We start from the raw sequence: 15595 nt of genomic DNA, 5'->3' as shown, positions 1-15595 counted from the left end.
AGATAGGTCTTTCATTACTATTAATATAGATTCACAGGACTTGCAGGTTCCTGCCTTACATTAGATGTATCTGGCATGTCTTAGGATTTAATGATTAACATTGTCAACGGCTAATATTTCGGTTGCTTGCCAGCCCCAGCAGTTCTTTTTCTTGTTAAAGGAGCGAACTGCAACGCCAAAAACGATGTGCCCATTCATGAGATTGTGGGTCTGAACCAATCTATTTTCAATAAATACATTACTTTCTTTTGTGAAAGCCAATCCTGTATCTATCACTTTGATAGGTTCTTTAAATTTCATTACAAGGGATGTAGGCGGTTCTTCATCTGTCTTGTTACAAGCTGCAATATTGTATCTTACTGTGCCATCTTGATCTTCATAGCGTGTATAGATAACAGACACAACATCCATTTCATGCAAAGGTTCTTTTGAATCGTATTGATACGTTAAGGATATGTCTCCATCAGCAACAATAAAGGCTCTATTTTGTGATTTGGAAACATAGTTAACGATGCCAATGGTCTTTGGTAAGGACTGACACAAGAGTTCTACGGCCATTTCACTATGCTCTCTATAAAAGTCCTTGGGAAGTCTTTCAGCATCAGGGTTATACCAATCTGCATGAAGATATGCATTCAATTGATCATTAATCTTTTGATGGTTATCAATCTTAAATGTAACGAGCTCATGAAGTTCGGCACTAGCCATATCGTATTGTTCTAATGCAACTAGTTCTTTAATCACACCGAACTTAGCGGCTCCATTGAACTGTAGTCTGTTTTGGCACAATAAGGATTTGCAGTAGCAAGACAGTGCCAATAGATGATCATTTTCAATAGTATTCACCAACCCATTCCAAAGCCAGAACTCATTCGGTTTCGCTTGTAATAAATCTAGAATTATCTGTTGTGCCTTATCTAATTCATGTAACATAACATAGGCCTTTGCAATAGACCATTTTAAGTAATACGTACTTTCATTCAAGTAAGCCATGTGCTCTATGGCTAAGTTAAGTAAAGCAATAATCGATTCCTTATCTGTAGTTTTATCAAGACTATTTAAGGATTTTCTTAGCACTCGTATAACGAGAGATGGCCAATCATGCATCATTCCATCTGAACCTTTATAAGGTTTGACTTCATAATCCTCCCGTTCAAATTTGGCGAAATCTAGCTGTAAAGCGTATTGATATAACGGAATATGTTGCTCCACCTCTTTAATGGTTAAGATTGGTCCCCAAAGGTAACGCATAAAATTGATGTCATTATGAAGCCCCAAGGAAAAGACCTCATTCAAACAAGCTTTGATTCGCTCAAAATTAATGACCTTTTCCTTTGCCTCTACTTGTATCATCTTGTGCAAGCACCAAGCAAATGCACGCTTATCCCATATGCTATAATTGGGATTCTCCATTAATCGTTTAGCCATTGCATAGGCTTCATCTAACTTGCCCTCACGACGTAGATCAAATACATCACGGCTTGTCACATGTTCTGTATGTTCCATATACATACCCTCTCTTTTATTTACAACACAATACAAACATATACTAACAAACGCTGATATTCCAACCAATTTATTAGGTAATGATTATTTACTCCACTAGTCTGTCCATAATAGCCTTAATCTCACTGGCCAAGTTTTGATCATCCCCTTGATTTCTATGATTCTCTATCGATGTAATAATTTGTTTCTGTTTATAAAGAGCATCTAGAGAAGCATTGCTATTGCCACGTTTGAAAGTATACCGAATACGAAAATACATATTATTAATCCCCACAATTTGAATATTTAATTGGCTCAGAACTACGGCCAGTTCTTCACTAACCTCCTGCACATACTCTCGATAAGCAGTAGATCCTTCAATGTCTGGTATTGCTATAGATGGCAAGGTGGTTTTTCCATTAATTGCAACAGAGGAACCTTGAGGCCATGTTACATTCTTAGTATTACTAGATGAGGTATTAGAAAGCGATGACATCGTTCCCAATAGTTTAGATCCCATATCAGTCCAATTGGTAAAATACAATCTATCCTTCGCCAGTGTAAGTCCTGTATACAGCCATTTAAATCCAGCCTTAGTTTTTATATTCTGATAAAACTCGGTATCAAAGAATACGGTGTTCCATACACCGCCTTGAGCCTTATGAACTGTGATTGCATAACCATATTGAGCGTATACTACAGGATAATAGAGCGTATTTATTAATGGTTCCAACCATTCATCATCTGGTAACACGGAGCCAGACGCATCTAACAGGTTCTCAAACAATTTACATGATAACTTCTCTTTTTCACCATACCGGTTAGTAATCTCAATATCAACATACCTAAATCTTAACTCTCTACTACGGCCTGCAAAGTCTATATATTTATTTTCAGAACCCTTAACAGCTAAAACCTTAGTAAACTCACCATTAAATGCTCGATAATCCCCTATCCACACATTTTTAGTGAACATAATCCAATCACCAGGCTGAACTGAAGTTTTACCAGGAAATAGTTGCTCGCGAATTTGTGCATTATATAATTGTGCCGTTTGATTCATAGAGGCAACAATAATAGGTTTATTATCTTCTACCGCTTGATACGCCTTTATATAGGTCGGTAAAAACTGGCTTTTATCTAGCTCTATCATGGTAGATGTATCTCGTTCAAATACTAATCGATTATACCGTTTCTTCTCTATAGCATGACGAATACGTACTGCATTTTTAAGAATTAAGTTTTTTAATTGTTTGTCTACCACATCCGTTAACTGAAATATTCTAACCGGAAATGCATCACCATACATAGCTTTAAAATAACTTGGCCTAAGTGCAGACGATGCACTTGTCACTGGTGCCATTTGGGTATCATCACCAATAAAAATAACCTTTCTTCTACAACCAGTTGCGTTAGGATCGATAAAGCTCATCAAGTCCTCTAGTAGTTTACCAGTACCATAGCAAAGATAGTTACAATCTGAAATTTCATCATTCAGTAAACCACTTTCACCAATCACATACACATGATCCACTGAATCAAGATTTCCTCTTAACTTATAAATAAATTTAGATGCCTCTCGCGGTTGCCCATCTTCAGATTCTTTCGTTTCCGTATATTCATAAATCATAGAATGTATTGTAGATACGGGTCTATCGACTGATTGATCCAACCAAAATGCAGCCTTATTCGTCGGTGTCACTAAACTCATACCACGTTCAATTTTACGTAAATAGTTTTCTAACTCTTTTAAAATCAGCTCTTTCCCAGTTGCAGCATAGCCTTTCAAAATAAATACATGCTCTGAATCATTTTTTAAGAATTCTTCAATCTGAGTGACTAATTCCCTTTGGCTTGCTGTTAAGTTATAACCAATAAATTCATCCCTGAAATATCTCTCCATATTCCACCTCATACAATTACAAACACATATTAATTACATTTTTTGAACACTTATATTCACTTACTACTAAAACAACTAATTATAGTATACCTCTAGTTTTGGAAAACTTCATATCAAAATTACTAGGACATATCCCCTATTTTGATTTCCAAAGCTCACGATTACAATGTAAGTATATTAGAAAAATAACTACATATATATTCAATAAAACTAAGACACAAAAGACCTATCCATATGACATCATACGAATAGGTCTATCGATTCTTATATTCACTTATTACTTTCAAAATTATACCTCAACACATACACAAACTAAACTAAGATCGACTGATATCAACATATATAACACCTCCTTTTATTGCAGAGTTTAAAGTAATCCCGTGTCATCCGGTATATACTAATCATCTAATAACGCACAAACAGCTAAGCCTACGCCAAAACCTACAAATTGAACCATCTAATCACCTACTTTCTTGTATAAATAATCCGCAATTAGTCCCGAGACCGTACGGCTTGATATACTGAAACACCTAATGTTACGCCTTCTGCGAAAGCTCCCCATGCAACAGCACCTAATAATGGAAACATGTTAATTCCTCCTTTTAACAAAATACTATAAGTACTAATCTAAGTATAAACCTAGAGTCGGAAATCTCTATATCAAAATTACTAGGACGTATCCTCTATCTAAATTTCCACAACTCGTTGGCTACATCTTAAGTATACAAAACAAATAACAATGAATATATTCAGGAAAACTAAGACACAAAACCCCCGAGCAAACCAAAATGATTTACTCGGGGGTTTAATACTATTCAATTGATACATACTATAAGTGGTAAGTACTGTTGCAACTAGTATTAACTGCTGCAGTACCTTGTTTAGAGCAAGAGTTTCAATACCGCAAGCGGTAAGCACTATTGCAACATACTATAAAGCTATTCAAAACTGGCTTTGAGTACGAGTTTCAATACCGTAAGCGGTAAGTACATCCACTCTATTCTTTTCGTTTTCCCTTCCCTTAGGTCAGGGACTAGAGATGTGCGGACCTCATCGTCACTTTGCTTCTCTGCTGTCTCGCACCCTTCGTCGCATACAGCAAGCGGTAAGTGCTGTTGCAACCCAAGGCTTTCTATGAAGGCTTAGGCTTCAAAAATGTTGTTTCAATACCGCAAGCGGTAAGTACTGTTGCAATGATGGTGAAGGCAAAAAAGTGTATAACTGGGTACCAGTGTTTCAATACCGTAAACAGTAAGTACATTCACTCCACCCTTTTCGTTTTCCCTTCCCTTAGGTCAGGGACTAGAGATGTGCGGACCTCATCGTCGCTTCACTCCTCTGCTGTCTCGCACCCTTCGTCGCATACCGCAAGCGGTAAGTACTGTTGCAACTTGCTGAAATCGAAGATATGGATATTGAGCAATTTGAAACTGTTTCAATACCGCAAGCGGTAAGCACTGTTGCAACCAGCAGCAGGGTCTAGAAAGCCAGTATTTAAGCGGTTCCAAAAGGTAGTTTTGGAAAACCTCAAACCGTAAACGGTAAATTTTCGCCTCATTAGGTTCTAGAAGGCCTAGAAACCCAGGTAGATACTGGTGGAAAACCTTTTTGCCTCGATTGTATACAGAAAAAGACCTATCCATATGACATCATACGAATAGGTCTATCGATTCTTATACTCACTTATTACTTTCAAAATTATACCTCAACACATACATGAACTAAACCACGATCAACTATGGCATCATGTATAACACCTCCTTTTATTACAGAGTTTTAACTAATCCCGTGTCGCCCGATATATTGTTGTTCCTATTGTTACAGTTGTTGAAAAGACTTCCCATGCAGACGCGGCTGCTAAAAATCCTAATACTGGTAACATATCAATTCCTCCTTCTAATACATTATGATGTAATCTTACCCTCTTATATTAGTCTTCTAATAATTTACAAACAGCTATCGCTACTGCAAAACCAGCAAATGGACACATATTATCACCTACCTTTTCTTATACGATTAATTCAATTAGTCCTTAGACTTTGTCGCTTGATATACTGAAACACCTAATGTTACGCCTTCTACGAAAGCTCCCCATGCTACAGCACCTAATAATGGAAACATATTAATTCCTCCTTTAAATTACTAACTAATAAAACCACTAATCATAGTATAACCTTAATTTTGAAAATCTCTGTATCAATATTACTAGGACGTATCCTCTATCTAAATTTCCATAACTTATCGGCTACATCTTAAGTATATAAAATAAATGACTATGAATATATTCAAGAAAACTAAGACACAAAACCCCCGAGCAAATCAAAATGATTCACTCGGGGGTTAATACTATTCAATTGATACATACTATAAGTGGTAAATACTGTTGCAACTTGAATTCTTTCAAAATTAGATTCTATAACTCCCAGATACCTTATAATCTACCGTTAAAAAAGAAAAATCGAATATAATTTTCATATTTATCACTTCCGATACGGACAGATTAATACCAAGACAACTATTGATATAATTAACCTTATCTGAAAATATATCATAGTTTACTTAAAATGCACCATTAGCCACTTGAGGTTGTCTTATATAATTAGCAGAGTAGGAATTACGCCTACTCTGTTTCATCTCTTTATTATGGAGATTCAATAGATTAAATTAATTTTTCATCTCGTATATTTAAGAGATTCAAGAACATTCTATTGACTAATCCATCTGCTTCATATTTAAAGCAGTTAAACATGTAAGGCTTATCAGCAACAAACTAGCTATTGGGAATTAGTGATTTTAATTTGCTGCCTACATCCATTATTTAACTACCTTAGATACTAAGCCGGATAATATACCTTTACTTTCAGAAATAAGAGCTGTAACGTCTTTAATTTTATCTTTTTTAATTACATATGCAACTAACCCTCCAACAACTAAAAATGGTGTTACAGATTTAATTACATCAGCATCAGTTTCACTTAAAACTGTTTTAATAATATCCTCAGCACCTTCAGGTAGTACGTCTAATAATTTGCTCATGATTTTATCCTCCGTTTAATACGTTATTAAATTATTTATCAAAAAGTACATCTAATGTGACTTCTTGAATACGATTACTTAATCCTTCTTCATTAATTTGATTATATAACCATTGTAAAGCAGGAATCAAACGTAAAGTATCCTATTGGCCATTGCTAGAAGCCCTTTAGCACCATCCTTTTTAAATCCGATAGCAAATCCAACTGATTCGTAATTCAAAGTATCTTCTTTTATAGATACCATGACTGGTTTAAATATATGACTAGTCTTTGGGTCAACTGTAGATTATTACAGATGTAAGTATCAATATCATAAGCTGTAAGCACTGTTGCAACTAGTTACATACTGGGACGGTACTGATGGTGGCACCGCAAGGTTTCAATACCGCAAGCGGTAAGCACTGTTGCAACGATGGTAAGCAATGGCACAAAGATCATATCGTAAAAGGACGTTTCAATACCGCAAGCGGTAAGCACTGTTGCAACTTGAGGTTGGGGCTCCTCAGTCCAAAAAGCCATGGTTTTAGTTTCAATACCGCAAGCGGTAAGCACTGTTGCAACCCGTTACAATTCCTTATGATCGATAAGGCTCACCGCAGGTTTCAATACCGCAAGCGGTAAGCACTGTTGCAACATGATGAAATTGTATCGCTATCACTCTATCGTTCTATACGTTTCAATACCGCAAGCGGTAAGCACTGTTGCAACCCACAAGTACTGCAATCACAGTTCTTCAAAATCTTGATAATGTTTCAATACCGCAAGCGGTAAGCACTGTTGCAACAGAGAAGTCTATATCATCTCGAATGTTTAATACATCATCGTTTCAATACCGCAAGCGGTAAGCACTGTTGCAACTGTCCGGAAGTTCTTCTTCCGATAGCCCCATATCAAGGGTTTCAATACCGCAAGCGGTAAGCACTGTTGCAACACGAGCTATTGCAAAAACAACGTTCCGAAAAATTAGAATCCGTTTCAATACCGCAAGCGGTAAGCACTGTTGCAACAGCGGGGTCTAGAAAGCCAGTATTTAAGCGGTCCCAAAAGGTAGTTTTGGAAAACCTCAAACCGTAAACGGTAAATTTTCGCCTCATTAGGTTCTAGAAGGCCTAGAAACCCAGGTAGATACTGGTGGAAAACCTTTTTTCTAAGGATACAGTAATTATAAGGGTTTTATGAAATTACGTCAATATGAGGGTAGGTTTTCCAAAAGGTCTATTTTTTACAAAACACAGGTAATATCTAGGTTTATCCCTATTTTTAGTCGTTATAAGGTAACAGAAAACCTTTTTGCCTCGATTGTATACAGAAAAAGACCTATCCATATGACATCATACGAATAGGTCTATCGATTCTTATATTCACTTATTACTTTCAAAACTATACCTCAACACATATATGAACTAAACCAAGATCAACTGATGTCAACATATATAACACCTCCTTTTATTGCAGAGTTTTAACTAGTCCCGTGTCGCCCGATATATTGTTGATCCTACTGTTACAGTTGTTGAAAAGACTTCCCATGCAGACGCGGCTGCTAAAAGCCCTAATACTGGTAACATAACAATTCCTCCTTCTTATACATTATGATGTAATCTTACCCTCTTATATTAGTCTTCTAATAATTTACAAACAGCTATCGCTACTACAAATCCTGCAAATGGATACATATTATCACCTACCTTTTCTTATACAATTAATACAATTAGTCCTTAGACTTTGTAGCTGCATATAATGTGAGCCCTAAAGACGCCCCAGCTGCAAAACCTTCCCATGCGGATGCCGCTAATGCGACTGCGAATAAAGGTAACATTTACATTCCTCCTAACTTTAATACATATTCAATAAACAACTAATCTGTTAGCCGTCAAGTGCATCAAGCATCGCGACTAACACTGCTACTGCAGGATCCATTTCAAAAGATGACATATTATCCCTCCCTTCATTTACAACTTTATAACGCTACAGTTTTAATACCCTATTAAATTTCTTGTACATACATTACCTCACAATCTTTAAACTAAACACAATTCATAGTTACACTATATACCAACAGCCAAATATACATTATCAAAAGCACTAGGTCAAACCTATAGATTTAATAAGTTATTCGTTACTCATTGGCTACATCCTTAGTATATAAGAAAGACAAATCTCTACCTATTCAAAAAAACTAAGATTCAAATTTCTTTACTTAACAATGATGCATAGTCTAATTACTACCTCCTTATTAGTAAAAGCTATGTATTTTTTTTTAAATTTGATATAGTATTCATAAAAGATTCATTTTATTTCAGTCTTTTAGGAGCATTATTATGGAACATCATATTTACCTAACATTTCTCAGTACATTGAATACCAATTATGCTTATTCGCCAGAGGCACTAAAAAAAACAGTTGTTAATCTCACCGAAATTTCGCCATTTAATGTAATTCTTCAAACGAATGAATCTGCATTGAAATATTTATTGCACCATAAAAGAATCAATGATCCTAATTTCACAATAGAAAAATTCTTTCTATTTAAAACGGAAGAAATGCTAACCACCTTTAAGGATTCAAATATATCTACTCTTAATGTATTTAACAATCAAATGCGCCAATATATTAACCATGAACAAATACCTATCTCTTGGACAACAGATACAATTAATTATATAGACTGTGATGATATTGATTATATTGATAATCTAAAAGACAGTATTATCAATATGTCTAATGCAATCATGAGTTACTTTAATGCTCAACCCGAAGGAGACACGGTAACATTACATGTTGACCTTTCAGGAGGCCCTCGAACAGCAATTATGCTAATGACGGCTATTATCCGTCTTGTAGCATTTCAAGGTATTCATATTGGTTCCATCTTATATGCCAATATAAATGTAAAAAAGCAAAAAGAAGTCCGCGTGTATGAAGGGAATTCTATTTACAATATTTATGATATGATTACAGGCTTTGCTGAATTTAATCAATTCGGTAGTGTCGATACATTGCAAACATATGTAAATACATTGGAAAACCCTGATAAACAAATCACTAATCTTATTTCTAAGATGAATGAATTTTCTGATGCAATTCGATTGTCTAGCCGCGGACAATTCCAAAAATCCATGGAAGATATTGATAACACGCTAAAGGATATAGAAACTGGCAAACAAAATATTGTAAACGAAATCTCTACAGGGCATAAAAATTTTGAAATCGAAACACTTAAATTAATGAGTAATAAAATCCAAGCAAACTATGCTACTGTACTAAGTAATAAAGAAGATGATTTAGCATATATTGATTGGTGCTTGGATAATGGTTATTTACAACAAGCATTAGCTTTGTTCACGGAATTTATACCTCGAGTTATATTAAAGTCAAATATGATTTCATTAGATGAAACTATATTTCCAAAAGAAAAAAATAAAAAAACCATCAGATTATCAGATACATTTGGCCTAATTAACGAGAAAATCGGTACTATAATGGATGTTATTGATGATACAAAGAATAATATATATAATGCAATCAAAGAAGCCCTCATAAAACACATAAAATCAATTAAAAATGAGCAAAGTAATATAATTCGTCAATTAAAACAAAACCCTTCAAGCACTCTAGAAAAAGAAAAAGCAAGCCTAATTACCCTTGAAACTGAATTTTTAAATACAGTAAATGATATTATCATTGAACAAGTATCTAAAAATATAGAGTCAGATTTTACATCACACATACAGCATACAGTCTATAAAAATGATGGTAGTAATCTACCTAGTAAATTTTTAAAATTTCTAAGTGCTATCTGCATAGATAGTATGAAAATTTTAGAGTTAAATGACTTCGACGATTACGTTAGAGAAGTGATTTGGAGCACGCAAAAATTAAGCGATAACCATAACAAATCCTCTGATATATATACAGTAGATAAAAATAACACCATGAGCTTGGTTGGAGACAAAAAACCAGTTAAACTAAAAGCCGATATATTTAATATGCTTAAAAGTGATGAAGTAAATAATCTGATTCCCATATTATTTAGGAAAATAGTCACTTATCACTATAATATGGATAACTTCCCAAACGCGCCATATAATATAGAGGGTTTAACATTAAATCCAATACTTAAAAATAATGAACATTTAACCTCTCGGGTATGTTCTATACTAAATCAATATAGGCAGCTAAAAAAGAGTCGTAACGAAACAGCACATGCTAACGAAGTTAGAACTGCCCGTTATATAACACCTGATAAAATCACTAACCAAATTAGACCTTGTATACAACACATTCGTGAGGTATCTGACTATATAAAGAAAAAATCTACTCTAGATTAACAGCATAAAAGGCTACAGAGCATTAAACTGCTCCACCAAAATTAAACATAATTTTTGTGGATACAGTTTGTTCTGTAGCCTTTTTCATCTTATTTTCGACTCAATTGTCTTGCTAACTCCACACATTTCCGCATTTCTCTATGCAATTCTTTAGATGTCGTATATTTACATAACATCTCTTTATTAGCGTGGTTACTATCATTTCTAGCTTTTTTGATTTCAAAATATTGTTCAATAAAAATCAGCGTATTTCTAACAGATTCAAAATCTGTATGAGGAATGGATACACCAGGCACATTGAATAGCGCCGTTTCCTTTGAATCACGACCTCGATGTGAAAGAAGTTGCTCCGCATATACGATTGAAGTATCATCCTGCAATGGTAACTGATGAAGAATTAAGTTCTTATACTGTTTGTCTTTATGTATATGGATTATATTATCTAACAGTGCATTACATATGACATTATATGCTAATTCAGTACTATCTTTCAGGGTAATCAATCCACTATCGAGATCACAAGAGACATATTTTTGATACACTTCTTTATTTAAGGTATCAGCAATAATATTCCTGCGTAATGATGAACCCACATTATTTAACAACAGTATTTTGTGTGAATCTTTAAGAATCTCTTTCAGAAAAACAATCCATTCTTTTAATGTATAGTTTTCAGCATATTTCTCATCTTGAACGTGAAGGCTGAAATGATATTGATTTAATAAGCTCTCACATTTCTGAAACAATTTTTCTGTTTCCTTATTGATAAAAGAGTGAATTCGTTCCTTTTGCTGTGTTGGATTTTTCTCAATATATGACAATCTTTTTTTCTCTTTGATAACACAAGTAATATAACTTCTAATTTCTTTATCAATATATGGGGATACTCGATTTTTTCCATCATTCTTAATTGTTGCTAGCCCATTAGCACGTGTTTCATTAATGGTATTAAATAATCGCATAGGCATCGAACGTAAATCCGTATCTGTAACCGATTTGTCACTATTGGATTTTACAGTGTTATAAAACTTAGTAAACGAAATAGTATTACCAGCTCGATTCCAAGACTTAATAGCCGCTTGTAATATTTTTTTATCTTTATCTACCTGATTCTGTTGATAATATTTATAGAACGTATCCACATCATAAACAATAATACCTTTTTCTATTGCATATTCCGGTACGTATTCACAAAACAGGGTTAATGCTTGTTGCAAATAATCATGGTCTAAACACCAGTCAATATAGGTTAATTCATCAGGTGTATTATTTCGATGGCATTCTAATAGGGATTCATAAGATTGTTCAATAGGATCTTGTAACAGTTCAACTAAATCCTGATCAAAATCCTCACCACTCGATGTATCATTAGCAGTATTACGAACCAAGGTTAAACTTTCATCAAGACGTTTAATAGAATTTTCAAAAGAGCCACGGCTAGATATATTAATCGCCTCTGAGAAACTATCCATGGCCGCTAATAAATCATGAATCGCTGAATTATAGATTATATCTGTATGCCCGGCCTCACCTTCATTACAATGGTTATCTTGCTCTACATTATCTATTTCATTGGGTTTAAAATGTGCATTTAATTTTTTTGCACTACCATAGAGATTAAATTCTTCAAAGCCGGCCACAATATCAAATAGATTATAAATATCAAGTACACGATGTACCTTAATTTGATCCGGAGCACCCTTTACTCGAGTATAACCAGAGTAATACATATCCTCTACAACGATGCCATGATACGCCATCATACGGCTGATAACGAGTAAAATCATAGCAGCATTACGTGGACCACCTGTGGTATCCATATATAAATGAACTGTATCTTTATTTATATCTATACTAGATTTAAACTCAAGAATACGTTTAGATACATCAATAATACTCGCCTTAATCCGGTCTATATTATCAAGGTCGGCACCGCAAGGAACGGACACTATGCTTTTAGTGAAAGCCTCTACATCTTGCTGTTTATCATTATAAAACTTAATCATCTGATCTATAAATATATCATAAGACGAAGGAGCACTTTCCTCACTTTCCATAACTCCATCAGTGCAAAGTAAAAAGATTTTATCAAATGATATGTGAGCTGTTGCTTCTTTTTTCCACCCGTGAAACAAAACATATTTTAAAGCAGTCTCATTCGTTGTAATGACATCTCGTATAGAGTCATCTATATCTTCATTAGTTACCCGTTTAACACTTGTATTAGTGACTATGCTAAGAAATGTCAAAAATATATTATGTATTGCCATGACTATCACCAAACCTACATTAAATTTACCCATTATTCGAAGGCACGCATCGATACATAGGGTTTCCGACTTCACTTTATCCTTACATTTTCTATTGTATCATGTTATATTCATAATTAAGAATAACTTTGTATAGATGGACCTATACATTTGGTAAGGGAGACAACAATGGCAACAACCACTAATTACATAAACGATTTAGCCAGTATGCGTCAATTTCTTCGTAGTTTAACATTCGGGAATCATAATCGAGGAAAAGTAAATGTACGTGGCATCAAAGAAAGTCAACATGACGATGTCATTCGTCGTCTTGATTATTTTGATATTATGCGTCATATTTACACACAACGTATTGGTAAGGCTTCTATTCATCACTTAGATAAAAATGATTTTTTAGATGGTTACAACTACCTCAATCAATTATATGAACTCTATGCGGCTGTACCTGAGCAAATCTACGTACAACTATGCATTCTATCGTATATATCATGCAATGAGAATGTGACAATCACAGATTTGTACCAAAATATGAATGCGGATTTAAATATAGTGGATAACTATGTTGATTTAGTTAAAAGCCTCTTTGCACAACGCAATAAAAAACAAGAGCCTCCCACACTTATCGATCAACAATACATTCAACGACAAGTCAAAACTCTCGAAATATTAGGTATTATAACTAAAACAGAAGGCAGTAAAAGCTATACATATACAATAAAAAACACTATTATTGAAGAGTTAACAAAACCTCAATTACAAGAATTAGCTAAAGCCGTATTCTTTTTCACTAGTATATCTATTACATCTGCAGCAGGGCATATTCTACTTAAAAAAATTATGTATTTGCTCAATGGATTGGCACCACTAAAACAACAAGAAAACTCTGCTATCTATGCATTTAATAATACCTTCTTTGCATTTAAAGATAATAATCCTAATAATGTAATTGATGGGGATATTTTTTATCCATTAGCAGATGCATTACATCGACATAGAAAAGTACGTCTTTCCTTTTATGAACCTGGAAAGCCTCGAGAAATTGTAACTCCATTATCATTGCAAACATATTATGGAGAAAATAAGAATATACTATGTAGCATTAATAATGGTATTATGCAACGCAATCGAGTGGACCGCATCAAATCATTAGAAGTAACCAGATATAATGCTTCTGACTTTATACCTGATAGGGAACACACATCAACATCCACAGACACTTGTATGATTCACTTCTTAACCCTAGAAGGATATCAATTAGCTTACGACCAATTTTCTCGACAATTCAAAAATTGGATAACTGTTCTAAATACAACGGACGAATATATCGAAATACAATTAGATGTGCCTGATGCATTACAGTTACTACCTTTGTTACGAAGCTATTTGCCATATGTATATATCACACACAGTAGCAAGCCTAGTATTAAGAATAAATTCTACAGCAATTTATATGCTTCATTGGGCCTCGATTTTATAGATCCGGAAGGATATAAAAAGAAGAAAAAAATTAACCGATTTCTCCATCCATATCCAAAGAAAAAGGAGGCCGATAAAGAATTCCGTAATAAGTCAAAAAAAGATCCAGATATTGATGGCACCTATGTGTCCTCTGTACTCAATGATATTAATGCGATTACATTTACCACGCAATATCAATTACAGTTAGATTTAATTAATGGCATCGCTTATACGGAATCAGAGATTGATGATGTAATCAATCAACGGGATTTGCTCACACCAGCGTTATATAAAAAAGCGTTACGGAACGATGACTATGAACATCTACTAGCCCATGCCTTAATTGAAACAACCGAAGACGGCGAAGAAGTTGAGTCTATCTTACCTGATTTACCTCTTGTCATTATATCTGATGCGGAACGCATGTTTTTAAAAGACCTCATTAGCGATGCACGAGTGAGTTGGCTACTTTCAGAAGACCTATTACAACTATTAACGACCACATTAGATTCAGTGGATACAACATTCCCGGCTAATACATGGACACGCATTCCAACCATGACAGATGATACACCGGCATCAATGGATGTGGTAATACAGTGCTTACAAGCAATAGAAAGCAATGTGCGTATCACGCTAAATGACAAAGACTTATCACCATGCCGTCTAGAATATTCGGTAGCTAGTAATGGATATACGCTCATCGCCTATGACCATACGGAAGAAACTTTCAGAGATTTCTCATTACACGATGTTGAAAGCATTACAGTGAGTACACAAGCAAGATTAGATGATTTAGAAATAGTCTATGCAACCTATAGAAAAGAATCAAAGCAAACGATTTCTTTCATTCTTCACGATGCCAATAATGCTGTAGATCGTTGCTTTAACTATTTTAGTAACTATACAATTCAGGCTAAAAATATCACCGCCGAGGAATTTACGATTGAGGTTAGTTACCTCCCATTCCAAGAACAAGATATTCTCCGACACTTACTAAAATTAGGCTGTGCCATACGTATTCTGGATGACTGTCCATTACGTGACCGCCTAGAAACGATTTACAAAACAGCTCTTGTTTATGCACCGAGCAACGAATAAGTTAATATCATTTGC

The 15595-nt window shown here is 34.6% G+C and carries 6 protein-coding genes and 1 CRISPR repeat array; of the genes, 2 read left to right on the top strand and 4 right to left on the bottom strand.

All coding sequences use genetic code 11. The features are described from left to right. Window positions 1-87 precede the first annotated feature (87 nt). The 3 genes from O3617_RS06365 to O3617_RS06355 all read right to left on the bottom strand — a co-directional run bounded on the left by O3617_RS06365 (window position 88) and on the right by O3617_RS06355 (window position 6424). The gene (locus O3617_RS06365; RefSeq protein WP_371449198.1) at window positions 88-1506 is read right to left on the bottom strand and encodes a hypothetical protein; all 1419 of its coding nucleotides are present in this window, start codon (window positions 1504-1506) and stop codon (window positions 88-90) included. Window positions 1507-1594: 88 nt separating this feature from the next. Further along, a complete protein-coding gene (locus O3617_RS06360; RefSeq protein ID WP_371449197.1) occupies window positions 1595-3388 on the bottom strand; it encodes an ATP-dependent RecD-like DNA helicase in 1794 nt (597 codons plus the stop codon). A gap of 2814 nt (window positions 3389-6202) precedes the next feature. Beyond that, complete coding sequence (locus tag O3617_RS06355) at window positions 6203-6424, bottom strand: hypothetical protein (protein WP_371449196.1); 222 nt, start codon at window positions 6422-6424, stop codon at window positions 6203-6205. Between the two features lie 300 nt (window positions 6425-6724). Beyond that, window positions 6725-7430: direct repeats of the CRISPR family, unit length 35 nt; unit sequence GTTTCAATACCGCAAGCGGTAAGCACTGTTGCAAC. 1311 nt (window positions 7431-8741) lie between these two features. Here O3617_RS06355 and O3617_RS06350 point away from each other — a divergent pair. Beyond that, a complete protein-coding gene (locus tag O3617_RS06350; RefSeq protein WP_371449195.1) occupies window positions 8742-10751 on the top strand; it encodes a hypothetical protein in 2010 nt (669 codons plus the stop codon). An 89-nt stretch (window positions 10752-10840) separates the two neighbouring features. Here the strand turns inward: O3617_RS06350 and O3617_RS06345 are convergent, their stop codons facing one another. Further along, on the bottom strand, window positions 10841-13000 hold the full coding sequence (locus tag O3617_RS06345) for a hypothetical protein (RefSeq protein WP_371449194.1): 2160 nt from the start codon (window positions 12998-13000) through the stop codon (window positions 10841-10843). Between the two features lie 189 nt (window positions 13001-13189). Here O3617_RS06345 and O3617_RS06340 point away from each other — a divergent pair, with 189 nt between their 5' ends. Next, on the top strand, window positions 13190-15580 hold the full coding sequence (locus O3617_RS06340; RefSeq protein ID WP_371449193.1) for a hypothetical protein: 2391 nt from the start codon (window positions 13190-13192) through the stop codon (window positions 15578-15580). Window positions 15581-15595: the final 15 nt, after the last annotated feature.

The organism is Veillonella sp. 27098_8_77, from assembly GCF_041431535.1.
GTDB lineage: Bacteria > Bacillota > Negativicutes > Veillonellales > Veillonellaceae > Veillonella.
This window is presented reverse-complemented; position numbering and strand designations above follow the sequence as displayed.